The organism is Cryptosporangium aurantiacum (assembly GCF_900143005.1).
Lineage (GTDB): Bacteria > Actinomycetota > Actinomycetes > Mycobacteriales > Cryptosporangiaceae > Cryptosporangium > Cryptosporangium aurantiacum.
The window spans coordinates 1,440,505-1,465,678 of sequence record NZ_FRCS01000001.1 but is presented as its reverse complement, the minus strand read 5'-3'; the positions used below and the strand labels follow the sequence as shown (position 1 = coordinate 1,465,678).

Here is a 25,174-nt window from a genome sequence, read left to right as displayed (position 1 = left end):
ACGGCGGGACCTTCCCCACCGTCGACTCCTTCCCCGTCAACTGAGATGCTCCGCGGGGTGCCGTCACTGCCTCAGCCTGATGACCTGACCTCGCTGATCCTGCGGACCGACTTCACCGACGATCGAGCCTGGAACGAGCTCAGACAAACAGTGGGAACCGACGGCGCGTCCTACGCCAGCGATCCCTCGTTCGCTGACGTGACCATCCAAGCTCTGATCGATACCGACACCGCCGCTGATCCGGATCACCAGCTGACCTACGTGTTCCTCGCGGACGCGCTCACCATGACCGACGACGAGCACCCACTCCTAGCCCTCGACCTCTTCGACGAGCCCGGTCGCACGTTCCGCGTAGCTCCTCGATGGTTCCTCGACATCTCGGCGAACCTCGGTATCGGCAACCTCGGCTTCGACGAATTCGCCGACGCCGCGGACGAGTCCGGCACCTACCGAGGTTCCGGCGCATCGCAGTCCGACTGACCGGTCACCGTAAGCACTCTCGTGCCGCGTCTGGTTGATGCAGGGCAGCTCACCGCAGCCCGGTGCTCGGAAGCGGTTGTCGGACGGGCATGATCGCCGCATGTCGCAGCGTTGGCTGAGCCGCTACCTCGCCGGTGACCGTGCGCCGGTCTGGCACGAGATGCGCCAGCAGGGAAACGCCATCCGGCGGGACCCGGAACTGGAAGACGAAGCGCAGCAGGTCTGCGATGAGATGGCCCGCCGTGCCCGGCAGAACGTCGAAGTCATCGTCGAACGGCTCACGACTGACGGTTACCGCTTCCACACAAACGACGACGACCGCACACCGTTGACGCCGCACTACCCGCCGACCGCCCGCGTGACCGAGCTCGTCGATTGGCTCGATCAGCGTTTCGGCGAGGTGCCGCTGACGCTGCGCTCCTGGGCGCGTTTCGTCGGTGACGTCTGGCTCGTCGGAAGCCACCCGGAGTGGCCCAACGCCGCCGAGGCGGACCCGCTCGTGCTGGAGTTGGAAGGTTCGCGCTATCCCGCGGAACCGCCGATGAGCAGCTACTACGCCAGTGAGCTAGAGATGTGGCAGGAAGGGGGCGACGACCGTCTCTTCGTCGTCCCGCTCAGCCCGGACGGAACGCACAAGGCCAATCGGAGCGGCGGGCCGCCATACGGTGTCATCGTGCCCGATGGCTGTGCCGACGGTCTGTTCGTCGGTGAGATGACCAGCCCATTCGTAGAATATTTGAACTATGTTTTCCGGGACGGCGGATTTCCGCGGCGGACCGGGACGCAGGACGAGTGGAAGATCCGGCGTCGGCTCGCTGAAGACATCCTGCCGCTCTGATCCGGGCCTAACTGCAGGGCAGCACGCGATTGCCGCCTCCTGTTTCGAGGGCCCCGCTCAACGCGCTCGGGTGCTTCGAAGGCAATCTCCGCGCCGCTGGTTCCGCCTTAATCAAGTTCCCGACGGCGGCCGTGCATGCCGGACCCCCGCTCAGCGTCGCCGGAGGTCCCGCTTAAGCGCGCAACCTGTCGACACATCCGAAACGATCGAAACTTCCGCTCATGCCGCTGTTGGGTCTTCGGGCCTCGCATCCGGTGACCGTCAGTGACCGACAAGCGGCCCGCCGGACAACGGTGGAGCACTGCTCCGACACGCTGAACGCTGCTGGATCTCATCGATCTTTCGCGAGGCCAGGCCAACCAAGCGCTGTCGAAACTCGCCTTCGAGCGCGCCAGTTCACGACTGAAGCCAAGCGGTCCACGCCGTCGGCACAGGTTCGCCGGAGCAGCCTTGGCCGCTAGGGCAGGCAACCCTCGCTCACAACTCATGCCGCCCGATGCCGGTCACGGGTTCGCCGTCCACGGTCAAATGCCGGTCGAGTAGCAAAATGGCCGGCCTTCTCAACAGAGAAAACCGGCCTTTACCTGCTGAAACACTGTCGGGCTGACAGGATTTGAACCTGCGACCCCCTGACCCCCAGTCAGGTGCGCTACCAAGCTGCGCTACAGCCCGATGCCCCCGCACCACGCCCAGCGGCGCCCGCGTTGACGCAGTAACCCTACCGCACCCGCTCGACCGCTCAGTCACGGTCCCTGAGGGTGGTGAGCCCCACAACCCTCACAACACCACGTTGCACCCCACTCGCACCACCGGGTGCGGGACGGTTGCGAAATCCACCAAAGCGTGGCCGAAGCACGGAACCCGTCGAACAGTGGACCATGTCCCCTCTGCGCGACGTCCCGGGAGCCCCGCGATGACCATCCCCCTCCCCGCCGGCACTCAGATGATCCTGACCGGTCCGGCCCAGGCCGTCGAATTACTGAGCCTCGCTCCGGCCGAGCTGGGCGACCAGGGAGAGATCCCCGTGCTGGTCATGGGCTCCGACGTCCCGCCGCAGCGCGGCATGATCAGCATCCCCACGCCGTTCGGCGTCATGCGCACGATCGCGGCGCTCGACGCCGAGCAGGGCGTCGTCACGCTCAAGATGGCGAAGATCCCGCCCGCCTGGCAGCGCCGCGACGCCCACCGGATGCCGCTCGCCGTCCCGATCCGCGGCACCACGGTCTCGCTGCCCGCGCTGGCCGGCGCGGGGGCACCGAGCTCCAACCGCCCGGTCCGCTTCAACGGTACGACGATCGACATCTCCCCCGGCGGCCTGTCGGCCAACCTCACCGTCGAGTCTGACGGCCTGCGGCTGCCGCCGGGCGTCCGGGACGTGTTCCTGGAGATCGACCCGTTCGGCCCGCAGCCGGTGGCCGCGACGCTGCGCGTGGTCGACGTCCGCTCCGACCGGCTCCGGGGCGAGTTCGAGTACCTCCAGCCCAGCGACTGGCTGCACCTGGCCAAACTCGCCCGCGACGCCGCGGAGCTGCCCCCGCTGGAGTAACTAGCGCAGCTCCCGGTTCAGCGCGTCGAGCACCTTCTGCACGAGGTCGCTGTCACCGGGTTCGAGCGGCCCGTGCATCTCCACCGACGACCAGGGCGAGGCAACACCGACGCTGCCTCGCATCTGGTCGTCCCACGCGGGCCCGTCGCACAGTGCCCACCAGCGGAACTCCTCGAGCGTGCCGAGGGTCTCCGCACGCTGCTTGGCGGCCTCGTCGCTGCGTACCCAGGTGTCGCCGAACCTGTCCCGCCACGCGCTGTTGTTCGCCGGCTCGTCCACGGCCCAATTCTAAGCGTCCCGGCCGCCGCAGGACTCGATCACCGCGACCTGCTCGCGATACCAGGCGGCCTGCGCGTCGTTGGTGAGATTCCTGACGTCCCACGCCTCCTGCATGTTGGCCGGGTCGCTCACCCATTCCCGAACTTCATCCGTCGTGAGCCCTCCGGTGAGTGCCGTCAGCCAGACCGTGAGGTGGTCGACGGCAGCCACCAGCGGGCGGTCGTGGACCGGCGGCAGCGGCTTCTGGTAGCAGCTCTCGGCGCTCGGCACGGAGTTGAGCGCGATCGTGGCCTTGACGATGTCCCGGGTGTGGTCCGGGCCGTACTGGAAGCGGACGCGCCCCACGCCTCCGGCCTCGCTGACCGTCTTCGGTAACGGCACGCCGTAGAGCCCCCACCGATATTCGAGCTCACGGAGCGCGGCCCGCACTTCCGGGAGGTCGTCGACGTGCTCGGGGCGGAGGCAGATCTCCGGCGTACCGTCGAAGCACCGGGTGTCGTCCGCGCGCTTCGCGGTCGCGGCCCAGCCGGTCGTGTCCGGCGGGATCACGAGCGCGGCCACCGCGACTACGACCGGCACCGCGATCGCGACCGCCGCGGACCGGCGCCGGGCCTCGCCGGAGAACACGCCGTCAGTACCGACGGTCCGCGTCGCGCCGAGGAGCGCGATCGCGACCAGAATCGCGGCCAGCACCCCGACGCCGACCAGCAGCGATCCCCACGCGGCGGTCCGGGAGTACGTCTCGGCACCCGTGCAGCAGCCGGCGAACTGCCCGTTGAGCTGGTTGACCAGCGGCATCTTCGCCCAGCCGGGGACCAGCATCCACGCCAGTGGTACGACGAGCAGGACGATCAGCGCGCGCATCGGCGCCAGGACCAGACCGACCCACGCTCCGAACAGGATCTGGGCCATCAGGACGACCAGGCTCACACCGAGGATGCCGAGCGCGATCCGGAAGCCGGCGAACGCTCCGCCGACCAGCACCACGAGCAGGTGCGCGACGAGGCCGAACGCGAACAGCGGCCAGATCGCGTTCAGCAGGATCACGAGCGGCGGGCGGACGCTGCCGCGCGCGAACACGCCGCCGTTGCGGAGTCCGATCGCGCGGACGGCTGCGGCGATGCTCAGCGCCGTTCCGAGATAGACGCTCTGCGCGATCTCGGCGGTGAGCGAGACGCCGTAGTCGAGCTCCTCCGGCGCGTAGAACATGAACGCGAACGGAACCGCGCAGGCGAAGAGCAGGGCGAGCCCCAGGAGGCTGGCCGAGCGGGCAGCGAGCTTCGGCGGCATCAGCGGGCCTCCTCGCCCAGCAGCGACCAGTAGGCGGCCCAGGCGGCGCGCTCAGTAGCGTCCAACTTGCGGTTGCGGGGAATGGGAGCCGCCGCAGGGGCGAGCTGGAGAAACGCGTCCCGCGCCCCGGCGAACCGGAAGGCACCGCCGGACAGGACCGCGACGCGGTCGATGCCCTCGACCGCGGCCTCCCGGGTGTCGCTGGTGGAGACGACCACCGCGAGGTCCCTGGACAGCCGCCGGACCACGTTCCAGAACTTCGCGCGGTCGGGTGGTTCCAGCTCCGCGGTCGGTTCGTCGAGGATGAGGAACCGCGCGTCGTGCACCAGTCCCTCGGCGAGCGCGAGCCGGGAGCGCTGCCACGGCTTCAGTCCCTGCGTGAGCTGGCCGGCCGCGTCCGCGAGGCCCACGTGGCCCAGGCAGTCGGTGGCGCGCGCGGCCGCGTCCGACTTGCTCAGCCCTTTCAGCCAGCCGACGTACGCGACCTGGTCGCGCACGGTCAGGCCGGAGAGCCAGGGTGGCTTCTGCGGGAGCCAGCCGACGATGCGGCGCGCGTCACCGCCCTCGGTGAGGTAGACCCGGCCGCTGCGAGGCCGGTCGACGTGCGCCAGCAGGCGCAGCAGCGTCGACTTGCCGGACTTCTCCGGGCCGAGCAGTACGGTGCGGGTCGCCGGAGCCACCGCCCAGTCCAGCCCGCGAAGGACGTCGGGCCCTCGCCGGGAGTAGCGGTAGTGCAACCCTTCGGCGACGAGCGCGCCCGACATTCCACACTGTCCTTCCGCCGTTGGCCTGACCAGCGGAGACGATAGACAGCCGAGACACCTAGCCGTACTGTCCGGTCGGCTAGGCGACTCGAAATGCGGCTGCGCCGTTAGCTGTAGGCCCTCGGCTGGGCGTCGGCCGCGGGTGGGGCGATGACGTTCTGCGCGAGCTGGAACGCCTCTTCCATGCCCTGGTGCTTGGCCGCCGCGATCGCCTGCGCGAGCTGCACGGCGGTGAAGCTGACGATCTGATCCGGGTCTTCCTGCCACTGGGCCCGGCTGGTGTCGATGAGGGCCACGCCCACGCCGAGGTCCAGACCGGCGGCGTTCATGCTCAGCTGGTGCTCCGAGATTTCCTGTCGCAGCGCGTACAGGATGTGCTGGTCGGGCGTGTCCACGGGCCCTCCTTCTCCAGGCTGTCACAGCGGGCATTCCCCGCCGGACCGTTGGGTAAGCTTGCGGTCCCATCCGTGTCCCGGCTCGACGTCGGCGGCGATGTACGGCTGGGTCGCACCCGACAAGGAGCCGTTCCCGGCATGAAAGCGGTCGTCTTCGACCAGTTCGGCGGCCCGCTGAGCGTCACCGACGTACCCGACCCGAGCCCGGCGCCGCACGGCGTGGTGGTCGCGGTCGACGCGACCGGCGTCTGCCGGAGCGACTGGCACGGCTGGCAGGGGCACGATCCGGACGTCAGGCTGCCGCACGTCCCGGGGCACGAGCTGTCGGGCACGGTCGTGGCGGTCGGTGCGGACGTGCGGCGTTGGCGGCCGGGCGACGTCGTCACCACGCCGTTCGTCACCGCGTGCGGGACCTGCCCGGAGTGCGCGACCGGGAACCAGCAGGTGTGCCGCGAGCAGACCCAGCCGGGCTTCACCGGCTGGGGTTCGTTCGCCGAGTACGTGGCGCTCGACCACGCCGACGTCAACCTCGTCCGGGTGACCGGTGACCCGGTCGGGGCCGCGGCGCTGGGCTGCCGCGTCGCGACGGCGTTCCGCGCGGTCACCGACGTCGCTCGCGTCCGCGCCGGGGAGTTCGTCGCCGTGCACGGGTGCGGCGGCGTCGGCCTGTCGGCCGTCGCGATCGCGGTGGCCGCAGGTGCACGAGTGATCGCTACTGATCCTTCGGCGGACGCCAGGCCGCTGGCCATCGCGTTCGGCGCGGAACACGTCCTCGATCCCGCGGACTCCGACACGCTCGTCGAGCTCACCGACGGCGGCGCACACGTCTCGCTCGACGCCGTCGGGCACCCGGCCGCCTGCGAGGCGTCGATCCGGTGCCTGCGCCGCCGCGGCCGCCACGTTCAGGTCGGGTTGTTGCCGCCGGCCGCCGGTCGGCCGGTCGTCCCGATGGACCGGGTGATCGCGTACGAGCTGCAGGTGCTGGGCAGCCACGGCATGGCCGCCCACGACTACCCGCGGCTGCTGAACCTGGCGCTGCCCCTGGATCGCCTGGTGACGCGTGAGCTGCCGCTGTCCGCGGGGCCGTCGGCGCTGCGGGAGGTGGGCGTGACCCCGGGCATCACGGTCCTGCGGCCGGCTCGCCGTGGGGCGCAGGCGTCACCGGCCTCGGGCCGGCCCGCCGAGGGACGCGGAAGCGGGGTCTAAGGGCGCGTGAGAGCCCGGGTTCGCGTCAAACCGCGCGGAGGTAGTCGACGACGAGTTCGGGTGGCGGGGCCGGAAGCGCCGCGGCGTCCGGGAAGTCGAAGACCGCGAGCATGTGCTGCATCGGGTACCAGGGTGGGCGCGGGCACTCGCGGACGAACTCGCCGTCCACGTAGAACGCCACCCGGGACCGGGTCCAGTCGACCGCGTACGTGTGGAACTCGGCGACGTCGATCGGCAGGCGGGGCGCCGAGAAGTCCTCCGCCACCGCCGGGTCGCGGAACGCGTGCAGGCCCATCCCCACCTCCGCCGATTCCCCCGGCACCACCGCACTCCCGAAAACCTCGGCGACGCAGATCTCGGCGCACTGCTCCGGCACGTCCTCGAACCCGACCAGCCACCAGGCCGCCATCGACGTCGGCCCCAGCACCATCCGGGCGCGCATCTCGAGGCGGCCGCCGGTGGGCAGCCAGCCGCGGAACTCCGGCTGCTCCTCCCGGACGGTGGTGCCGTTGCGGTACGGCTGCTGGCCCCGGGTTCCGCCGAGCGGCCCGGACCAATTCCCGGACTGGATCCCCGAGACCCGCATCGGCGGCGTGTGGTCGTCGGCGCACCAGAGCCCGTGTTCGGGTGGGACTGTCAGCCGCAGAGACGACGCGGCGACCGTGTACGACGCTCGGGTCGCCGCCCGCGAACTCCAGGCAGGCAGGTAATGGGGTAGCCAGACGTCGGTGTTCAGCTCCGCGCCGTCGAAGTCGTCCACGAGAGCAGCGTAGAACGGCCCGCGTCTGACACCGGAGCCCGCTCCAATTTTGTCGTACGTGGGTGCGATAGTCATTGGCATGAGCGACCCCGGAGACTTGACGCAGCTCGCCGTGATGCCCGCCGGGCCGGAGCTGATCGCGGCGCTGGCTCAGGTGGGGCCCGTGACGCGACGGACGACCGACGACGCCGGTGTGCGGGAGATACTCCCGGACTCCACCGAGCAGGTCGTCTTCGCTCAACTCGTGCAGAAGGCCCAGTCGTGGATCGACTCCCTGCTCAACGCCGCGGTGTTGCAGATCGCCGGATCGCGGATCGGGCCGGACGACGAGGACTGGGGCCGCGAGGAGATCGCCGCCGCCGGATCCCGCGAGGCCGACGGAGCCCGCGAGGCCGACGGAGCCCGCGAGGCCGACGGAGCCCGCGCAGCGGACGTGGCCGCCGAAGGCGCCGGGTCCTGCACGGCCGCCGAGGCGGACGGGGCCCGCAATGCCGCCGGGTCCCGCACGGCCGGGTCCCGCACGGCCGCCGGGACTTGCACGGCTGCCGGGGCTGACGCTGCGCCGGACGACGCGCGGGCGGCGCTGGCCCGAGCGGTCCTGGCCGGGCAGCGGGCCACCCCGCCCCGTGTCGCGCTCGTCGCGCCTCTGTCCACCGTGCTCGGTGCCGACAACCAGCCCGGCGACCTCACCGGTTACGGCCCCGTACCGGCCTCCATCGTCCGGAGGCTCGCCGCCGACAGCCGCTGGGAGAAGTGGCTCACCGATAACCACGGCGTTGTCACCGACCTCGGCCGCAGCACCTACCGACCGTCCGCTGAGCTGGCCGACCTGGTGCGCGCCATCTACCCCACCTGTATGTTCCCCGGCTGCTCCCAGCCGTCCTACCGCTGCGACCTCGACCACAACATCCGCCGCATCGACGGCGGCCCCACCAGCGCCGAAAACATGGTCCCCTTGTGCCGACGCCATCACCGCGCCAAGGACGAAGCCGGCTGGGCCCTGCACCACGACCCGGCCACCGGATCCTGCACCTGGACCAGCCCCGCCGGCCACACCTACACCGTCGATCCACCCGCATACGACAGCGGGCCCGATCCCGGCATCCCGGCAGCTGACTGGTCGACTCCCCTCACCGCGCGGCCCGCGCCCCAGTCCGCGCCCCAGTCCGCGGCGCAGTCCGCGGGCCGGTCCCAGTCCGAGGCCCAGCTCGTCGGAGCGTGCGCCGGCGGGCGCGCACCGGTCAACCTCGACGACCTCGGCGACCCGCCGCCGTTCTGACCGTCCCACCCATCCACCGGGCCTCTACCCCTGGGAGGCCCGGTAGATCGGCGTGCCACGACGTCGTTACGCGGGCGCGTCGCTGTGGCCGAGGCTGCGGCCCGGGGCGACGATGTCCCGGATCCTCCGCTTGACCGCGGTCGGCTCGGGGAAGCCGTCGTCCTTGCGGTTCCAGATCACCGCGTCGTCCACCCGCACGGTGAAGACGCCGTCGGTCCCCGGCACCAGGGCGACCGCACCGAGATCATTCTCGAACGTCGTGAGCAACTCCTGGGCCAGCCACGCCGCCCGGGGCAGCCAACGGCACCGGATGCAGTACTCGACCTCGACCCGTGGCTTCGCGTCTGCCATCGTTGTGCCTCTCCTCCGGATCCCGACACCGATGACGGTATCCGGCGGCTTCCGCGGGGCGCGCATGGTAGACCGAGCGCACCGTGCTGTCCACTGATGCCCGGCCAGTGCCCGAGCCGCCGATCGGCCGCAGACTTGCCCCAAGCGGCGTCTTGCGAAAGAGGGGGAACTACTCGTGCAGGGGGATCGGCGGCACCCCGTGTCTCGGGCGCTCGTGGGCAGAGAGCGCGAGCTGCGAAGACTACAGGAGCTTCTGGACCGGACGGCGGCGGGCCGTCTGACGCTGGCGGTGGTGGAGGGGGCCCGCGGGAGCGGGACGAGCCGCCTGCTGCAGGAGTTCGTCACCGCGGCCCGCCGCCGTGGGGCGGCCACGGTGCGCGAGGCCGATTGGATCGACGGCAGCGGCATGTGGCGGATCGTCGCGGCCGACCGGACCGCGGACGGGTCACCCGGTGGCACCGTGCCGCGGCTGCTGACCTGTGAGCGTCCGCAGTGGATCCACGCGCTGGTGTGGCCGGAGCTGGAGGCGATCGCGCGGACCGTTCCGGTGCTGGTCGTGCTGGTCCGGCGGTCCGGCGCGACGTGGACGGAGCCGGACCAGATCGCGCAGGACGGCCCGCACCGGGTGGTGCTCGACCCGCTGCCGCCGCCCGCGGTGGCGACGTTGCTGACCGCGCTGGCCGGTGGTGTGCCGGATGCCGACCTGCGCACGCTGAGCGCGGTCGCCGCCGGGAACCCGCAGGCAGTCGAGGACCTCGTGGCGGGGCTGCGCGAGGAGTCGCTGCTGCGGGTCGACGGCGGCCGCGCCGGTGTGGTGGCGGTCCGCCTGCCTGCCCGCACCCGGGTTCGATTGGACGCGACGCTGGCCGCGCTCTCGCCGTCCGCGCGCCACCTGGTGCAGGTCGCGGCCACGATCGGGCCGCGCTTCGGGCTCCGCGAACTGGCGAGGCTGCTTCACCGCAACGCGGCCGCGCTCGTGCCCGCGGTGGACGAGGCGATCGCGTGCGGGCTGGTCGTGGGCGCAGACGAGGACCTCGTGTTCCGCCACGAGCTGGTGCGGGCCACGGTCGAGGGGTCGCTCCCCCGGTCGGTCCGGGTCGCGCTCCGCGACGAGCGCACCGCGCTCCGCCGGGAACCCGGGGCGCCGGCCGGTCGCCCTCGAACAGCGCCGAAGGAGCGGTTCACCCGGCGGGTGCGGGGTGCCGAGCCCACCCGGCCCGCGGCCGGCGAGGAGTGGGACGGGCTCACCGAGCAGGAGCGGCAGATCGCGGAGCTGGTCGGCTGCGCACTGACCAACCAGCAGATCGCGCACCGGATCGGCCGCTCGCCGCACACGGTCAACTACCACCTCCGGCAGATTTTCCGGAAGCTGGAGCTCACGTCGCGGATCGAGCTCGCCCGGCTCGCTCGTGATCTCGCCGAACCCGGCGCGGACCCCGGCGACGACCCGGTCACCGCCTGACCCCACGGACCGCGGACCGGGCGCCTACCGGCGCTCCCGACCGAGCCCGGACCGTACTCGATCCGGGTCGAGCTGACCGGATCGGGACTGCCGTTCGACAGCGCGGAGAGCGAGCCGTCCGACTGAGCCGGCGATCGCGGGTCGGGCGGGTCAGAGCTCCGCGAGCACCTGGTCGGTCGTCGGGGTGGCCGCGCAGCGGCGGGCCGCGTACCGGAGCGCCATCCGGTGTTCCTCGGCGCTGAAGTCTGCGACCGCGTCAGCCACCAGGAACGGCTCGACGTCGTGCGCGTACGCGTCGGCGGCGGTGAGCAGGCAACCGATGTGCGCGAACACCCCGCACACCACGAGCTGGTCGCGCCCCGCCGCGGCGAGGTCCGCGGCGAGCGTCGTGCGGTGGAACGCGCTGTAGCGGTGCTTGACGAGCACCGCGTCGCCGGGCTGCGGCGCCACCGCGGGCACGATGTCCCGCGCCCGCGGCTCGTCGGTCATACCCGGACCCCACAGGTCGTGCAGTAGCCCGCGCGCGGACCGCGTCATCCGGCCCGGCTGCGCGGTGTGGATCACCGGCATGCCGCACGCCGCCGCCGCGGCCTTCAGCCGCGCGACGTTGGTCAGCAGCTCGGTGGTGGGCGAGCGGTCCGGTGGGAAGAAGTCCAGGAAGTAGCCCTGCATGTCGTGGACCAGCAGCGCGGCTCGCGCGGGGTCCGGACGCCAGGCCGCCGGGCCGACGGTCAGCTCGGCGGCGGTCGGCATGGCGTAGGAGGCGATGGACGGGATCGGCACCGGGGAACTCCTCGTGGTCAGGCGCGCAACGCCGCGCCACCGTCGACGTACAGGTCGTGCAGGGTGATGTGCCGCGCCCGGTCGGACGCCAGGAACACGACGGCGTCCGCGACGTCGTCGGGCTGGGCGAGACGCCCCAGCGGGATGCCGACCCGATACCGGTCGGGGTCGCCGCGCAGGGTGGCGTCCTGGTCGGCCGGGCCGCTCCACATGCCCCGCAGCATCGGGGTGTCGGTGGAGCCGGGGGCGACGACGTTGCAGCGGATCCCGAACTCCGCCAGCTCCAGGCCCAGACAGCGGGTGAACTGCGCGGCCGCGGCCTTGGACGCCGCGTACGCCGCCATTCCGCTCCGCGGGACGCCGGCGGCGTTCGAGCCGACCGTGACGATGACGCCGCGGCGGCGCGGCACCATGCGGCGGGCGACCGCGCGGGAGCACCGGAACACGCCGCCGGCGTTCACGTCGAACACCGCGGCCCAGGCGTCGTCGCCGGTGTTCACGGCGGGGCCGGTGGTCAGGACGCCGGCGACGTTGACCAGCACGTCGACCGCTCCGACGGCCGCCTCGGCCGCGGTGACCGCTCGCTCGACGTCCGCGCTGTCCCGGACGTCGAGCGGCACCGCGGTCGCGTCGTGGCCGCAGCCGCGCAGGTCCTCGGCGAGGCGCTGGATCGCCGGGTGGTTCCGGTCGGCGAGCACGACCCGGGCGCCCTCGGCGGCCAGCGCCCGGCTCACCGCCGCGCCGATGCCCTGAGCAGCACCGGTCACCAGCGCACCCCGCCCCGCCAGCCCCGACGCCCGCGGCGCACCGGAGGCGGTCATCGGTCGGCCCCCACCCGCGGCGCGGCCCCGGGCGGTGGTGCGGCTTCGGGCGGTGGCGCGGGGTTGATCGGGACTGCGGCGGGCTCCTCGGCTAGGCGGCGGTCTCGGTTCTGTTGATCCGGGCCGTCCGGGAGGTCGTGGTCGCGTGCCGCCGCCCGCACCGCGTCGGCGACCGCGGCGACCCGGGGCCGCCGCAGCGCGTCGTACCGGGCCAGCGCGCGGGCCAGGTCCGTCGCGTCCTCGAGCGGGCCGGACGCGAGGCACGCGGCGAGCGTTGTCGCGTCCTCGATCGCCAGCGAAGCCCCCTGCGCCCGGTACGGCAGCATCGGGTGCGCGGCGTCGCCGACCAGCACGATCCGGCGAGTGTGCCACCGGGCCAGCGGCGGCCGGTCGAACAGTCCGTGTGCGGACGGCGTCCGACCTGCGGCGAGCAGCTGCCGAACGTCCGGATGCCAGTCGTGGTAGGCGGGAAGTGGGTCGGCCGGCAACGGACGGGGACCGCCCGGGACGCCGACCGTCGCCACGACGTTGAGCAAGCCGGGCGCGATCGGGTACGCGACGCAGTGCTGACCGGGCCCCAGCCAGACGACCACCCGCGGCGGCGCATCCCGGCGAACCACCGCACGAAAGGCGGACGACCCCGAGCACCGCACCTCGTCCGCGCCGACCGCCGCCCGGACCACCGAGTGCAGGCCGTCGGCCCCGATCACCAGGTCCGCGGTGAGCGTGCCGCCGTCCGCCAGCTCCAGCGTGACGCCGTCCGGTGTCTCGGTGACCCCGGCACACGGCGTCCCGTGCCGCACCGGGACGTCGGCGGACAGGAGGCGGTGCAGCTCGGAACGGGGCAGCGTGAAGTACGGCGCGGGCAGCGTTTCGCGGCTCAGCAGCGTGTTGTCGCTCCAGCGCCGCAGCTCCCTGGTGACCGGCCGGACCGCGGTGCCGTCGAGGTGGACGCCGAGGTTCGGCAGCAGCCGGGCGCCGTCCGGGCCCAGCTGGATGCCGTAGCCGGTCTCCCGGGGGACGCCGGCTCGTTCGAGGACGACGCAGGGCAGCCCTACGGTGTTCAGTGCTCGTGCGGTGGTGAGCCCCCCGATGCCTCCGCCCACCACGGCGATCCGGATGCCCATCGTCAGTAGTACCGATGTGCGGCGTCCCAGGGCTCGCCCGGGCCGAACAGCATCCGCGGTTTCAGTACGTCCGGCGCGGCGGTCAGCAGCTCCACCGGCACCAGGCGGCCCGGCGGCACCGCGTCCACGGTCACGTCCAGCGCGTACGCGTCGGTGACCGCGGCCGCCAGCGCTCGAGTCGCCGCCGCACGGTGCCGCGCATTGACCTCGATCTGGATCTCCAGCCGGGCCCCGTCGATCCGGGCGCGCCAGAACAGCACGCCGAACTCGGCGGGCAGCGAGAACACCTGCTCCTCCAGGTCGACCTGGGTGACCGCGTGCCCGACGTGCGCCGACCGGCCCAGCACCCAGACGTCCGGCAGCCACCAGCCGCAGGCGCAGGCCCGGTAGGTGACCTCGACCTCGTCCTCCAGCTCGTAGCGGAGCAGCGGCATCGCGTCCCGGTAGAGCGGCGTGACGACGAGGCGCCCTCGTCCGTCCGGTTTGACCTGTCCGGTGGCCGGGTCGCGGACCTCGACCAGCACCCGGTCGGCCCACAGGTGCAGGCGGCCGTGCGGGCACACACCGGCCAGGCTCCCGGCCTCGGTCGCGCCGTACTCCTCGACGACCGGGACGCCCCAGAGCGCGCCGATCCGAGCCCGGCGCGCGGGGCTGAGCGGCTCGCCGGCCACGAACAGCGCGCGCAGCGCCGGGAAGTCGCGGCCCGGTTCGTACCCGGCCAGCCGCGCGGCGGCGACCCAGAGCAGTGTCTCGGTCGGCAGCGACCAGGTGACGGTCACGTCGAGGTCGTGCAGCACGCGGATCAGCCGCCCGTACGGCATCGCCGACGAGCGGTTGTCGGCCGGGACGACGGTCGCCCCCGCGCGACGGGCCGCCGCGTGCGCGAGGTGCCCGGTGATCATCAGCGCGTACGGCGTCCGGACCAGGAACGTGTCCGACTCGCGGATGCCGGTCCACTTGCGTGCGAACCGCCCGGCGAGGTCCTCCCAGTCCGCGGCGGTGTAGTACGACGCGGTCGGGGCTCCGCTGCTTCCGCTGGACTCGTGGTACGTGGCCAGCTCGGCGCGGTCGACCGCGAGCATCCCGAACGGATAGGCGTCGCGCAGGTCGGCGGTGGTGGTCGGTTCCGCGTGGGTGAGGTCGGCCGGGACGCCCCGGCGCTGGTAGAACGGCGACCGGGCGGCGGCCGCGAGCACCGCGTCCAGCCGGGCGTCCTGGAGCCGGGCCAGTTCCTCGAACGAGGACCAGTCCCCGATCTCGGGCAGCTTCATCGGTTTTCCTCTCCGAGCAGACGGAGCGCGTTCTCCGACGTCATCGCGCGGAGGACGGGCGGTTCGAGGTCGAGGGCGGCGAGCTTGGCCAGCTCCACCCGGGGGTCTTGCAGGGGGTACTCGGTGCCGAACAGCACCCGGGCCGGGCCGAGCCTGGCCAGCGCCAGCCGGGCGACCGCGGTGAAACAGCCGGACGTCTCGGCGGCGATGTTCGGCTGCGGCGCGATCGTGGCGAGGCCGCGGGCATCCAGGCCGGTGAAGCCGCAGTGCCCGAACACGAAGTCGACGGTCGGGAACGCGGTGGCGAGCGCGACGAGGTCGGCCGCGCGGGTGCCGGGCCGGCCGAGGCAGACCAGGTAGACCGGGTGGTGGTGTTCGGCCGCGGTCGCGACGAGCGCGGTCACGCCCGGATCGTCGAGGCGGACGCCGTGCACCGCGGGTGAGATCTCCAGGCCGCGGAAGTCCGGGGCGGCCTTCGCGTAGGCCTCGACGTCGCACCGCGGGTCGGCGAAGAAGAACGGCAGCAGCCGCCCGCCGGACGCCTGGGCACTGCGGAGAACGGCCGCGTTGTCGGCGGGCTCGTCACCGCGGTGCGCCTCCACCAGCCGGTCGGACAGCGTGTCGAGGTCGACCAGGCCGCCCGCGGAGACCGCCGCGCGGGTGATGCCGCACGCGTCCATCGTCGTGAGCAACCCCGGCGCCAGCCGCGCGTGGAAGTCGACGACATTCGGGGCGGGCGCCGGTTTCACTGCTCGTGACACAGTTCGTCGATCGGGTACCCGACGTGCCGCGCCCGTTCGGGCAAGTAGCCGAGCAGCGTGTCGCCGGGGCGGAGCGCGGTGGAGTTCAGCACGGCCGCGCCCGGCCCGAGGACCCGCACGTGCCAGTCGTCCTGGACGATCAGGTTGACCGCTTCCCCGGACTCCGCGACCGCGTCGATCGAGAGCAGCGGCCGGGTCTCGATCTTCACCCGGCCGACCGGAACGCGGCGGGTCCGGCCGTCGGCCCCGACCGCGAGCACCGTGCTGCCCGCCCGGAGCTCGCTCAGGTACCGGGTGTGCTCGGCGTCGGCCAGCGTGTACGACATCACCGCGCCCGCGTTGACCCGGAACGGACGGGTCGGCATGTACGGCAGCGGGTGGGTCTCGCTGACGCAGAGCACCAGCGCCCTGGCCCGGGAGCCGACCAGGATGCCTTCGTCCTGGTGCAGGTACGTGCACGTGTCGACGCAGGCCCGCTCACCGGCGCCCGCGTGGGTGATGCCGGTGACCGTGAACGTGGACAGCTCCAGATCCGGCGAGCGGTGCCGGACCGCGGCCGCGAGCCGGGTCGCCTCACCCGGCTGCGCGGCCTCCAGCAGCACACCGCCCGGCCCGTGTTCGAGCACGTCGGCGTGGACCGCGCCCTCGACCGCGTCGCCGATCACCGTGACGATGAGACCGTCGGCGTTGGCGGCGGCCGCCAGCACGATCTCCAGCGGGATGTTCGTCGGGTCACGGAACCGGAGCACCGTGCACGGGTCGCGGCGGGCGCTCTCGCAGGCGGCGGCGAGCGTGTCGGCGTCGGTGACCTCGAGGTAGGTCCCCAACCGGGTGCCGGGGTAGGCGGCCGCGAGACGGCCGGCCGTGCCGTGCACGGCCGGGTCGACCACGACCAGGTCGGCTGTCCCGACGTCGTGGGGCAGGTCCGGTCCTTTGGGGACGAGAACGCGCGTGACCGTCGGCGGTAGCGCGCCGAGGTCGGCCGGGTCGGCGGCGAGGAACGCGTTGAACCCGGCGTGCAGCGCCTCTTCCCGGACGACGTCGGTGACCTCGCCGAGGTTCCGCAGATCCAGCCAGCACTGCGTGCGCCGGCCCGTCATCGGGTCACCGCCGCGGCGCGGTCGTGGACGAGCGCGGTGAGCCGCCGGACCCGCTCGCCCGGGTCGTCCGCGGTGAACACCAGACGCCCGGCCGCAACACCGCCCGCGCCGCCGTGCACCGCGGTGAGCAGGTGGCGGAACGTGTCCTCCGGGTCGGCCGTCGCTCCCCCGGCCGCCACCACCGGCACCGGGCAGGACGCGACGATCGCCGCGACCTCGGTGGCGGAGTCCGGCAGCGCGGTCTTCACCAGGTCGGCGCCCAGCTCCGCGGCGACCGTCACCGCGTGCGCGACGACGTCCGGCGCCCGGCCGTCGACGACCGCCGGTCCACGGACGTACACCATCGCCAGCAACGGGACGCCCCACCGGTCGCACGCCTCGGCGACCGCCGCGAGGTCGGCGATCTGCCGCGCCTCGGTGACCGACCCGACGTTCACGTGGACGCTCACCCCGTGCGCGCCGAGGCGCAGCGCTTCCTCGACGCCGCACACCAGGTACTTGGCGTCCGGATCACCGGCCAGCCCGGTGCTGGCGCTCAGGTGCACGAGCAGGGACATCGACCGGAACCAGCGCGGGCGGATCTGACGCACCGCGCCCTTGTGCAGCACGACGGCGTCCGCACCGTTGTCGGCGATCTCCCCGACCAGCCGGTCCAGGCGTCCGCTGTGGGCAGCCGGACCCACGCTGATCGGGTGATCGAGCGGAACGATCACCAGGCCGGCGGAGTCGCGGCGATATAAATGCTGCAGTCGAATCCGACGCGCAAAAGACACGGTATTTCTCCTCGGATCTCATGAGGTGTTACTCCGGACGCTAATCCGATTCGGACGCCGACCCCACTACTCCTGCGAGTAGGGCTACCCGATCGAGTAGTTGCCATCGGCGGGCACGAACCGGCACCGTCCGAAACGGATTTCACCAACCCGAGAGAAAATCGATGACGAACAATTCCCTCGATCTGGCGCGCGTTCTCCGGACCGGCGAGGCCTTCGCGCTGCTCCGGCTGAGCGGATCCGCCCGGTTGGAGCTGATCACCGGCGAGGCGACGGTCGTCTCGCGTCTCGCCGATATCCCCCTCCCCGACGTCGGGCCGGACGTGTTGGCCGTGGTGCCGTTCCGCCAGGTCACCGAACGCGGACTGCGGGCCGTCGACGACGGGGAACCGCTGGTCGCGCTCACCGTCCGCGCGTCCGCGACGCTGCCGGTCGACGCGCTGGACGCGTGGGACGCGCGGCCGGCCGCACCGGAGCCCGGCGGGTTCGACCTGTCCGACGCCGAGTACGAGGACGCCGTCCGGCGCGTCGTCGCGGAGTGTGTCGGACGCGGGATCGGGTCGAATTTTGTGCTGCGGCGCGCGTTCCGGACCCGGATCCCGGACTGGTCACCGCACGTGGCCGTCGCGGTTTTCCGGCGGTTGCTCCACGCCGAGCAGGGCGCGTACTGGACGTTTCTCGTGCACTGGAACGGCCGGACGCTGATCGGCGCGACGCCGGAATGTCAGGTGCGATGCGCGGACGGAATCGCGACGATGAGCCCGATCAGCGGGACGTACCGCCATTCCGCCGGGCGCCCGGACGAGCGGGAATTACACGCGTTTCTCGCCGATCGTAAAGAGACCGAAGAACTGTTCATGGTCGTCGACGAGGAACTCAAGACGATGTCCCGGATCTGCGCGCCGCCGCCCCGGCTGCGCGGTCCGTGGCTGCGCACGATGTCCCGGGTCACGCACACCGAGTACGCGATCGAGGGACCGACCACCCGCGACGTGCGGGAGGTGCTGCGCGAGACGCTGCCCGCGCCGACGGTGACCGGCAGCCCGCTGGCGGCCGCCTGTGAGGTGATCGCGGACCACGAGGGGTCCGGCCGGGGGTACTACGGCGGGGCGCTGGCGCTGTTCGGACGCCGCGCCGGGCGGCGCGTCCTGGACTCGGCGCTGTTGATCCGGACCGCGGACGTCCGCGCGGACGGCGAGGTGACGATCGGCGTCGGCGCGACGCTCGTCCGGCACTCCGATCCGGCCGCCGAGGCCGCCGAGACCCGGGCGAAGGCCACGGCCCTCGCCACCGCGTTCGGCCACGGCCCGACAGGCCCGGCCCCGCACGACCCGACCCCTGCCCCGGCCGCCGCCCCGGCCCCGGCCGCCGCCCCGGAGAGCCCGGCGCGCCCCGCGCGCCTCGCGCGCCTCGCGGACCCAGGGATCCGGGCGGCGCTGGCGGCGCGGAACGCCGGGCTCTCCGAATACTGGCGCGGCCTGGGCAGCGGTCGGGCCGGTCGGGGAGCGGCGGGCCTGCGCCTTCTTCTCGTCGACGCGGGCGACGACTTCACCGCGATGCTCGCGGCCGTGGCCGGCTCGCTCGGTGCCGACGTGCGGATCCGCCCGGCCACCGCGCCGGACGACGTCCTGTTCGACGGGTTCGGGCCGGACGACCCGGTGCTGGTCGGACCGGGGCCCGGCGATCCGCGCGACACCGGAACGCCCCGGATCGCACGCCTGCACACGATCACCCGGACGCTGCTGGCCGCCCGGCGTCCCCTGCTCGCGGTCTGCCTGGGTCACCAGGTGCTGGCTGCCACCCTCGGACTGGAGATCCGGCGGCTACCGCAGCCCGCGCAGGGCGTGCAGCGGTGGCTCGACTGGTACGGCAGGCCCGAGCGAGTCGGCTTCTACAACACGTTCGTCGCGGTGAGTGACGTCGACGCCCGGCGCTGCCCGGTCACCGGCCGGCCGGTGCACGTGCTCCGTGACCCCGTGAGCGGCGCCGTCCACGCACTGGTCGCGCCCAGGATGCGGTCGGTGCAGTTCCACGTCGAATCGGTCCTCACCGAACACGGCCCGGCCCTCGTCGAGGAGTTGGTACGGGCAACAAGCGGACGTCCGGCCGGTAATCTCTCATCCGTCGGCGATTGAGTCGACGCCAGTTGTCGGGCGCGAGCTGGCCGAACGGCTGTTCAGTTCGCTCCACGGCGTCCACAACAATTCGTCCGCGAACCCGGACGACGAACCCCTCGGTGATCTCTGTGCGCCCGTTCCCCCCGGTCGGCCGCGACCGCGAGCTCGACCTGATCCGGCGCGCCCTCACCGATACCGCGAACGGCGCCGGCGGGTGTCTCGTCCTGAGCGGACCGCCGGGGATCGGCAAGTCCCACCTGCTGCGCGCCGCGGTCCGGATCGCCCGCGACCGGTCGATGACCGTCGCACCCCGGCGCGCGTTCGAGCTGGACCGCGCGGTACCGCTGATCACGCTGGCGTCCGCGTTACGGGAGTGCGACCCGCCGACCGACGCCTTCGCCTGGCTACCGGACGAGTCCGGCCACACGTACGGAACGCTGGAGCGGCTGCGCGCGACGCTCGAAGCGCGGGCCGCCGAGCAGCCGCTGGTCGTCGCGATCGACGACGCACACTGGACGGACGAGGTCAGCGCGCTCGCGATCCGGCAGCTGGTGCCCGCGCTGACGTCGTCGGCCGTGCGGTGGCTGTTCGCCCGGCGTCCGCAGCCGGCGGACACGCCCGGACAGCAGGTCCTGGACTGGCTGATCCGGGAGGGCGCGGAGGAACTGCCGCTCGGCGGCCTCACCGACGCCGCGGTGGGTGAGCTCTGCGCGCAGGTACTCGGTGCCGAGGTCGACAGCACGGTCACGGCGCTCGCCGGCAGCCTCGGCGGCATCCCGCTGCCGGTAGCGCAGCTGATGACGTCGCTGCGGGTGACCGACCAAGTGGTGGTCACCGACGGCGTCGCCTCGGTCGTCGGCACCGCGCTGCCGTCGAGTTTTGTCGCGATGATCCGCCAGGTCCTCGACCAGCTGCCGGTGGAGGCCCGGCGGATGGTGCAGGCCGCGTCGGTGTTCGACCGCCCGTTCGGCGTCGACGAGGTCGCCCGGCTGGTCGGTGTGCGGGCCGCCGATGTGGTGCCGCTGGTCGAGCAGGCCACCGTGGCGGCGATCCTGGTCGACGAGGGGCGCGCGCTCACGTTCGTCCACGAGCGCATCCGCGCCGCGGTGTACAACACGATCGGCGAGTCGATCGCGGTCGTGCTGCACCGGGAGGCCGCCGCGATCGCGCGCGCCGACGGCCGGCCGCCGATGGAGGTCGCCGGGCATCTCGTCCAGGGCGGGGCGGACGGCAACCGGGAAGCGGTCGAGCTGCTGCACACCGCCGCCAGAGACGTCGCCGACGTCGCACCGAGCACCGCCGCCGACCTGATCCTGCGCGCGCTCGCCGTCCTCGGTGAGCACGGGAGCGGACGCAACCCGCTGGTCGCCGAGGCCGTCCGCCTGCTGGCTGCCGCCGGACGGCTGCCCGAGGCGCACGCGCTGGGCCGGACCGCGCTGCGCGCCGGGCTGGACCGGGAGACCGAGGCGCTGCTGCTGCTCGGGCTCGCCGAGGCGTTCAAGCACGCTGGGAAGAACCAGACCGCGGTCGACTACGCCGAGCAGGGCCTGGCGCACGCCACCGGCTCGGACGCGCTGGCCGCGCGCCTGTACGCGATCCGCGCCCACGCGCTGTTCTACAGCGACGATCTGGACGGCGCCGACCGGTCCGGTGAGCTGGCCGACGCGATCGGGCGCGCCTGCGGCGAGTACGGCGCCTCGGTGTTCGGACGCACGGCCCGCAGCCTGGTCGCGCAGGCCGTCGGCGACCTGAACGAGGCGTACGGGCACGCGATGGAGGCCACCGAGACCGCCGACCGGATCGGCGGCGAGGCGCTCCAGCGCCACCCCCGGATCTGGCTGGCCAGCGCCTACACCGGGCTCGACCGCTTCGACGACGCGGCCCGCGCGCTCGAACGGGGCAGGCAGGAGTCCGTCCAGCTGGGTACCGGCTGGTCGGCGCCGCTCTGGCACTACTACGGCGCGGCGCTGCTGACCGCACGCGGCCAGCTCGACGAGGCGGCCGCCGAGGCCGACGCGGGGGTCGCGGTCGCCGCGCAGCTGGGCTCGCACCAGCTGGCGGTCCCGCTGCTCGCGATGCTGACCCGGCTGGCCGTCGTCCGCGACGAGCTGACCGCGGCCGCGGACTACCTGCGGCGGATGCACGAGTTGATGGACACCGGGATCACCGCGGCCCCCGAGGACGTCGACTGGGCCGAGGGGGTGTTCGCGCACGCCACCGCGGGCGCGGAGCCGGCGCTGCGGCGGCTGACCGGGATCTTCGACGCGCTGCCGACCCGGCCGATGCTGATCGGGCAGGACCCCGGCAACGCGACGACGCTGCTCCGGATCGCCCTGGACGGGGGCGACTCCGCCCGCGCGAAGGTCGTCGTCCGCGCCGCCGACGGCCTGGCCCGGCGCAACCCCGGCCTGCCCGCGCTGGCCGGCGCCGCTGCCCATACCGACGGCCTGCTCCGCCGCGACCTGACGACTCTGCGCGCCGCGATCGGCCACTACCGCCGGACGCCGCGCCACCTCGTGCTGGCCACCGCGCTGGAGGACGCCGCCGCGCTCACCGGCGACGCGCGGCAGGCCCGGGAGTGGCGCCGGGAAGCCCACGCGCTGGCCACCGCGGGCGGCGCGCACCGCGCGCGGCGTCGCCTGGAGGAGGCGCTGGGTGGACCGGCCACCCCCGGCCGCGCACCGGAATCACCGCTCGACCGGCTCTCCCCCGCCGAGCGCCGGGTCGCGCTCCTGGTCGCCGAAGGGCTGACCAATCACCAGGTCGCGCAGCGGCTCCATCTGTCACCGCACACCGTCGACAGCCACCTCCGCAAGATCTTCGCGAAGCTGGAGATCCAGGGCCGTGTCGCGCTCGCCGCGCAGGTGAACCGCGCGGCGAACAACCCGGGCTGACACAGCAATCACGGAAAGACGTGATGGCGGCGGTCGTCGCCCCGCTTCAGCATGACGTCACGTGGCGGTGCTGCCACGGGCATCGACGGGGGATCGACGGGGAGGTCCGATGGCCACATCAGCGCCGGAAGCCCAGGTGCTGGTCGTAGGAGCGGGCGCGGTCGGCTCGATCCTCGCACTGGAACTGGCGCATCACGGCGTACCGAGCATCGTGCTGGACCGCGCGGCCACACCACCGCAGTCCGCCGACGTGGACTATCTGGACGGCCGCAGCATGGAACTGCTGCGCCGGCTGCGGTTGTCGGCCGCGATCCGGGCGCAGGGCCTGAGACCCGACGTCCCCGACGAGGTGGAGTGGAGTCAGGGTCTCGACCAGCCACCGGTGCTGGTCTCGTCCGTGCCGTCCCTCGACGAGCTGCGCGGACGCTACGCGGACGTGAAGGACGGCAGCGCGCCGGTGGAGCTGCCCCAGCGGGTGTCCGGGGTGCGCCTCGCCGCCGAGCTGCGGACCGCGGTCGAGCAGCACCCGCTGATCGACCTGCGGCTGGGGTGGACGTTCACCGGCGTGCGGATCGAGGCCGACCGGATCGTCGCCACCGCGCTGGACCGCAGCGCCGGTGCCACCGGCAGAACCACGATCGAGGCGCGCTACCTGGCCGGGTGCGACGGCGCGCAGAGCACGGTCCGCCAGTGTCTCGACGTCCCGATGGCGGAGCTGAGCGCTCCGGTCCAGCACTGCTCCGTGTACTTCCGCAGCCCGGAGCTGAGCCGCCGGTTCGGAGAGCGCCACCCGGCGACGATCATCGTCGGCAGCCTGACGCTGGAGTACCGGCCGGACGGCGACCGCTGGGTCGGGCACCTGCGGATGTCACCCGGTGACCCGGTCGCCGCCGATCCGGTCGCGCTGCTGCGCCAGCAGCTGGGTAGCCGGCTGGAGACCGTCGAGGTCCTGGACGTGACCCAGTGGGACGACGCGCTGGCGGTGGCTCGCCGCTACCGGCTCGGACGGGCGTTCCTGGTCGGCGAGTCGGCGCACCGGTTCTACCCGGCGGGCGACAACGCGGCGACCAGCATCGGGGACGCCGTCGACCTGGGCTGGAAGCTCGCCGCGGTGGTCAACGGCTGGGGCGGGCCCGGCCTGCTCGACAGCTACGAGGACGAGCGGCGTCCGCGGGCGCTGATCGACCGGGAGCTGGTGGCCCGCCGGCTGGAGACGCGACGGCGCTTCGGGCGGCTGGCCGCGGCCGGCGCGTCCCGCGAGTACCTGGCCGGCGTGCTCCGCCAGGAGGTCGAGCCGACCGACGACGCGCTCGGTCTGGCGCTCGGCAGCCGGTACGCCACCTCGACCGTGATCTGGCAGGAGGACAAGGAGGCCGTGGGCGGGAGGGCGCCGGCCGTGCGGCTGGACGACGGCACCCAGCTGTTCGACCGGCTCGGCCCGCAATTCACGCTGGTCGACCTCACCGACGACGAGGCGGGGCGGCCGCTGGTGCTCGCCGCGCGGCAGCGTGGGATCCCGATGGCGCACCTCGTCGTCTCCGACCGGTCGGTGCGGGCCAGCTGGGATCGGAGCCTGGTGCTCGTCCGCCCGGATCAGCACATCGCCTGGCGCGCGGACACCGCGCCCGCCGACTGGAACGCCGTGCTCGACCGGGTGAGCGGGCACGGAATCCCGTGATCACGTCATGCGCAGCCGCGCCGGTCACGGCAGGCTCGACCCCGCGGGAACAGGTAGTGACAAGTGGACCGGGTCGAATTGGCCGGAACAGTGTTGGAGGGGTGCGCTGTCTTCCGGCCGGGCCGGCCTCGACCAGGCGTGTCTGGTCGAGGTCGGCCGCGAGATACCGGATCAAGCGCTGGTGAGTCGCTCGATGAGGTGGGGGCCGAACGGGGCGTCGAGCGTCAGCACCAGCCGAACGCGGGCCGTGGGCTGTACCGGGTAGCCCACGCGCTCGCCACGCAGGTCACAGATGGTCTGGCCACGGCCGGGTCCATCGGTCGCGTCGACGACGACCTGCACCGTCGGGGCCATCACGGGGGTGGCCCCGACGGCGGCGACCGCCGCGGCGAGCGGATCGTGAAGCGGCGCGCAGCGACGGCCGTACGTGGCGACGTAGAACTCGTAGTAGACGTCGAGCATCTGGCCGAGCGCCCGGGGCAGCGGTTCGTCGGCGGCGAGCAGCGTCGCCCGGTCGGACTCCTCGATCAGGTGCTCCATCGTCACGTCCAGCGGGATGAGCGTGAGCGGCCAGTCGGCGGACAGCACGCGGTCGGCGGCGTCCGGGTCGTTGAAGATGTTGGCCTCGGCCACCGGCGTGACGTTGCCGGGCACCCGGGCCGCGCCACCCATCACGACGACGCTCTCGACGAGGTAGGGCAGCGCGGTCTCGACGTCCAGCGCTCGCGCCAGGTTCGTCAGTGGCCCGATCGCGAGGACGCGGAGCTCACCCTCGTGTTCGTGCGCCATCCGCACGAGCAGGTCGGCGGCCGACTCGTCGGTCTGCGGCTCACGGCCGGCCCGCGGCAGCTCGACGTCGCCGACGCCGTTCGCGCCGTGGATGTGGGCCGGGCCGCCGTTCCAGGCACCGGACAGCGGCTTCTCCGCCCCGATCGCCACCGGGACGTGGTCGTGACCGCCGAGCGCCAGCAGGTCGAGCGTGTTGCGCGCGGCGCGGTGCGCGTCGATGTTGCCGAAACTGGTGCCGACGCCGACCAGGTCGACATCCGGGTGGGCCATCAGGTAGGCGATCGCGAGCGAGTCGTCGATGCCGGTGTCGCAGTCCAGGTAGACCGGGCGGCCCATGTGCTCCCCTAGTGGTGGCGGATTCGTGCGTGTCGGATCGTAGGCATCCCGAGATGCGGACGACGTCGCGGGGC

23 protein-coding genes and 1 tRNA gene are annotated in these 25,174 nt (G+C 73.0%); 9 read left to right on the top strand and 15 right to left on the bottom strand.

The genetic code is table 11. The features are described from left to right. Positions 1-57: 57 nt before the first annotated feature. On the top strand, positions 58-480 hold the full coding sequence (locus BUB75_RS06485; protein ID WP_143175042.1) for a DUF6924 domain-containing protein: 423 nt from the start codon (positions 58-60) through the stop codon (positions 478-480). Between the two features lie 100 nt (positions 481-580). After that, complete coding sequence (locus BUB75_RS06480; RefSeq protein ID WP_073252369.1) at positions 581-1,318, top strand: hypothetical protein; 738 nt, start codon at positions 581-583, stop codon at positions 1,316-1,318. A 598-nt stretch (positions 1,319-1,916) separates the two neighbouring features. Here the strand turns inward: BUB75_RS06480 and BUB75_RS06475 are convergent. Continuing rightward, a tRNA-Pro gene (locus BUB75_RS06475) sits at positions 1,917-1,990 on the bottom strand. Positions 1,991-2,231: 241 nt separating this feature from the next. Here BUB75_RS06475 and BUB75_RS06470 point away from each other — a divergent pair. Next, on the top strand, positions 2,232-2,864 hold the full coding sequence (locus BUB75_RS06470) for a PilZ domain-containing protein (RefSeq protein WP_073252367.1): 633 nt from the start codon (positions 2,232-2,234) through the stop codon (positions 2,862-2,864). On the opposite strand, the gene BUB75_RS06465 is transcribed toward BUB75_RS06470, so the two are convergent. From BUB75_RS06465 to BUB75_RS46095, 4 genes are all read right to left on the bottom strand, one after another. Then, complete coding sequence (locus tag BUB75_RS06465; protein ID WP_073252365.1) at positions 2,865-3,143, bottom strand: hypothetical protein; 279 nt, start codon at positions 3,141-3,143, stop codon at positions 2,865-2,867. It abuts the gene before it with no gap. A 9-nt stretch (positions 3,144-3,152) separates the two neighbouring features. Continuing rightward, positions 3,153-4,433, bottom strand: a complete 1,281-nt coding sequence (locus tag BUB75_RS06460) for a DUF7224 domain-containing protein (protein WP_073252363.1) — start codon at positions 4,431-4,433, stop codon at positions 3,153-3,155. Then, entirely contained in the window at positions 4,433-5,197 is a 765-nt protein-coding gene (locus BUB75_RS46100; RefSeq protein ID WP_073252361.1) for an ATP-binding cassette domain-containing protein, read from the bottom strand. Before BUB75_RS46100 ends, BUB75_RS06460 begins: the two co-directional genes overlap by 1 nt. A 107-nt stretch (positions 5,198-5,304) precedes the next feature. Further along, the gene (locus tag BUB75_RS46095; RefSeq protein WP_073252359.1) at positions 5,305-5,592 is read right to left on the bottom strand and encodes a hypothetical protein; all 288 of its coding nucleotides are present in this window, start codon (positions 5,590-5,592) and stop codon (positions 5,305-5,307) included. Positions 5,593-5,730: 138 nt separating this feature from the next. Between BUB75_RS46095 and BUB75_RS06445 the strand changes: the two genes are divergently transcribed. Then, complete coding sequence (locus BUB75_RS06445) at positions 5,731-6,798, top strand: zinc-binding dehydrogenase (RefSeq protein ID WP_084740256.1); 1,068 nt, start codon at positions 5,731-5,733, stop codon at positions 6,796-6,798. 25 nt (positions 6,799-6,823) lie between these two features. On the opposite strand, the gene BUB75_RS06440 is transcribed toward BUB75_RS06445, so the two are convergent. After that, a complete protein-coding gene (locus BUB75_RS06440; RefSeq protein ID WP_073252357.1) occupies positions 6,824-7,558 on the bottom strand; it encodes a glycoside hydrolase family 16 protein in 735 nt (244 codons plus the stop codon). A 79-nt stretch (positions 7,559-7,637) separates the two neighbouring features. On the opposite strand from BUB75_RS06440, the gene BUB75_RS44870 reads away from it, so the two are divergent. Next, the gene (locus BUB75_RS44870) at positions 7,638-8,837 is read left to right on the top strand and encodes an HNH endonuclease signature motif containing protein (RefSeq protein ID WP_073252355.1); all 1,200 of its coding nucleotides are present in this window, start codon (positions 7,638-7,640) and stop codon (positions 8,835-8,837) included. A 66-nt stretch (positions 8,838-8,903) separates the two neighbouring features. Here BUB75_RS44870 and BUB75_RS06430 read toward each other — a convergent pair whose 3' ends face one another. Then, positions 8,904-9,188, bottom strand: coding sequence for an Rdx family protein (locus BUB75_RS06430; protein WP_073252353.1), 285 nt, complete (start codon positions 9,186-9,188; stop codon positions 8,904-8,906). Between the two features lie 292 nt (positions 9,189-9,480). Here BUB75_RS06430 and BUB75_RS06425 point away from each other — a divergent pair, with 292 nt between their 5' ends. Beyond that, positions 9,481-10,650, top strand: coding sequence for a helix-turn-helix transcriptional regulator (locus tag BUB75_RS06425; RefSeq protein ID WP_483863802.1), 1,170 nt, complete (start codon positions 9,481-9,483; stop codon positions 10,648-10,650). 150 nt (positions 10,651-10,800) lie between these two features. On the opposite strand, the gene BUB75_RS06420 is transcribed toward BUB75_RS06425, so the two are convergent. From BUB75_RS06420 to BUB75_RS06390, 7 genes are read right to left on the bottom strand one after another with little or no spacing between them, the layout of a single operon-like run. Beyond that, positions 10,801-11,433, bottom strand: a complete 633-nt coding sequence (locus BUB75_RS06420; RefSeq protein WP_073252349.1) for an isochorismatase family protein — start codon at positions 11,431-11,433, stop codon at positions 10,801-10,803. Positions 11,434-11,450: 17 nt separating this feature from the next. After that, on the bottom strand, positions 11,451-12,254 hold the full coding sequence (locus tag BUB75_RS06415) for a 2,3-dihydro-2,3-dihydroxybenzoate dehydrogenase (protein WP_073252346.1): 804 nt from the start codon (positions 12,252-12,254) through the stop codon (positions 11,451-11,453). Beyond that, entirely contained in the window at positions 12,251-13,381 is a 1,131-nt protein-coding gene (locus BUB75_RS06410; RefSeq protein ID WP_073252344.1) for an FAD-dependent monooxygenase, read from the bottom strand. Before BUB75_RS06410 ends, BUB75_RS06415 begins: the two co-directional genes overlap by 4 nt. Before the next feature lie 2 nt (positions 13,382-13,383). Beyond that, the gene (locus tag BUB75_RS06405; RefSeq protein WP_073252342.1) at positions 13,384-14,652 is read right to left on the bottom strand and encodes a phenylacetate--CoA ligase family protein; all 1,269 of its coding nucleotides are present in this window, start codon (positions 14,650-14,652) and stop codon (positions 13,384-13,386) included. Beyond that, the gene (locus BUB75_RS06400; RefSeq protein ID WP_218617324.1) at positions 14,649-15,413 is read right to left on the bottom strand and encodes an amidohydrolase family protein; all 765 of its coding nucleotides are present in this window, start codon (positions 15,411-15,413) and stop codon (positions 14,649-14,651) included. The genes BUB75_RS06405 and BUB75_RS06400 overlap by 4 nt, the downstream gene beginning before the upstream one ends. Beyond that, entirely contained in the window at positions 15,398-16,513 is a 1,116-nt protein-coding gene (locus BUB75_RS06395; protein ID WP_073252338.1) for a 3-dehydroquinate synthase II family protein, read from the bottom strand. Before BUB75_RS06395 ends, BUB75_RS06400 begins: the two co-directional genes overlap by 16 nt. Next, positions 16,510-17,286 (bottom strand): 2-amino-3,7-dideoxy-D-threo-hept-6-ulosonate synthase, encoded by a 777-nt coding sequence (locus BUB75_RS06390; protein WP_073252336.1) that lies wholly within the window; start codon positions 17,284-17,286, stop codon positions 16,510-16,512. Before BUB75_RS06390 ends, BUB75_RS06395 begins: the two co-directional genes overlap by 4 nt. A gap of 164 nt (positions 17,287-17,450) precedes the next feature. On the opposite strand from BUB75_RS06390, the gene BUB75_RS06385 reads away from it, so the two are divergent. The 3 genes from BUB75_RS06385 to BUB75_RS06375 all read left to right on the top strand — a co-directional run bounded on the left by BUB75_RS06385 (position 17,451) and on the right by BUB75_RS06375 (position 23,975). Further along, entirely contained in the window at positions 17,451-19,421 is a 1,971-nt protein-coding gene (locus BUB75_RS06385) for an anthranilate synthase family protein (RefSeq protein ID WP_073252334.1), read from the top strand. A gap of 101 nt (positions 19,422-19,522) precedes the next feature. Beyond that, positions 19,523-22,297: an ATP-binding protein gene (locus tag BUB75_RS06380; RefSeq protein ID WP_073252332.1), complete on the top strand. Its 2,775-nt coding sequence runs from the start codon at positions 19,523-19,525 to the stop codon at positions 22,295-22,297. Between the two features lie 109 nt (positions 22,298-22,406). Next, positions 22,407-23,975, top strand: coding sequence for an FAD-dependent monooxygenase (locus tag BUB75_RS06375; RefSeq protein WP_073252330.1), 1,569 nt, complete (start codon positions 22,407-22,409; stop codon positions 23,973-23,975). Positions 23,976-24,146: 171 nt separating this feature from the next. Here the strand turns inward: BUB75_RS06375 and BUB75_RS06370 are convergent, their stop codons facing one another. Beyond that, on the bottom strand, positions 24,147-25,100 hold the full coding sequence (locus BUB75_RS06370; RefSeq protein WP_073252328.1) for a nucleoside hydrolase: 954 nt from the start codon (positions 25,098-25,100) through the stop codon (positions 24,147-24,149). Positions 25,101-25,174: the final 74 nt, after the last annotated feature.

What these genes read in the sequence shown, in the direction of transcription:
- BUB75_RS06415 (WP_073252346.1), bottom strand. Translation starts at nt 12,254, where the DNA reads ATGACCGCCTCCGGTGCGCCGCGGGCGTCGGGGCTGGCGGGGCGGGGT.
- BUB75_RS06480 (WP_073252369.1), top strand. Translation starts at nt 581, where the DNA reads ATGTCGCAGCGTTGGCTGAGCCGCTACCTCGCCGGTGACCGTGCGCCG.
- BUB75_RS06430 (WP_073252353.1), bottom strand. Translation starts at nt 9,188, where the DNA reads ATGGCAGACGCGAAGCCACGGGTCGAGGTCGAGTACTGCATCCGGTGC.
- BUB75_RS06395 (WP_073252338.1), bottom strand. Translation starts at nt 16,513, where the DNA reads ATGACGGGCCGGCGCACGCAGTGCTGGCTGGATCTGCGGAACCTCGGC.
- BUB75_RS06375 (WP_073252330.1), top strand. Translation starts at nt 22,407, where the DNA reads ATGGCCACATCAGCGCCGGAAGCCCAGGTGCTGGTCGTAGGAGCGGGC.
- BUB75_RS06460 (WP_073252363.1), bottom strand. Translation starts at nt 4,433, where the DNA reads ATGCCGCCGAAGCTCGCTGCCCGCTCGGCCAGCCTCCTGGGGCTCGCC.
- BUB75_RS44870 (WP_073252355.1), top strand. Translation starts at nt 7,638, where the DNA reads ATGAGCGACCCCGGAGACTTGACGCAGCTCGCCGTGATGCCCGCCGGG.
- BUB75_RS06370 (WP_073252328.1), bottom strand. Translation starts at nt 25,100, where the DNA reads ATGGGCCGCCCGGTCTACCTGGACTGCGACACCGGCATCGACGACTCG.
- BUB75_RS06470 (WP_073252367.1), top strand. Translation starts at nt 2,232, where the DNA reads ATGACCATCCCCCTCCCCGCCGGCACTCAGATGATCCTGACCGGTCCG.
- BUB75_RS06385 (WP_073252334.1), top strand. Translation starts at nt 17,451, where the DNA reads ATGACGAACAATTCCCTCGATCTGGCGCGCGTTCTCCGGACCGGCGAG.
- BUB75_RS46100 (WP_073252361.1), bottom strand. Translation starts at nt 5,197, where the DNA reads ATGTCGGGCGCGCTCGTCGCCGAAGGGTTGCACTACCGCTACTCCCGG.
- BUB75_RS06445 (WP_084740256.1), top strand. Translation starts at nt 5,731, where the DNA reads ATGAAAGCGGTCGTCTTCGACCAGTTCGGCGGCCCGCTGAGCGTCACC.
- BUB75_RS06410 (WP_073252344.1), bottom strand. Translation starts at nt 13,381, where the DNA reads ATGGGCATCCGGATCGCCGTGGTGGGCGGAGGCATCGGGGGGCTCACC.
- BUB75_RS06405 (WP_073252342.1), bottom strand. Translation starts at nt 14,652, where the DNA reads ATGAAGCTGCCCGAGATCGGGGACTGGTCCTCGTTCGAGGAACTGGCC.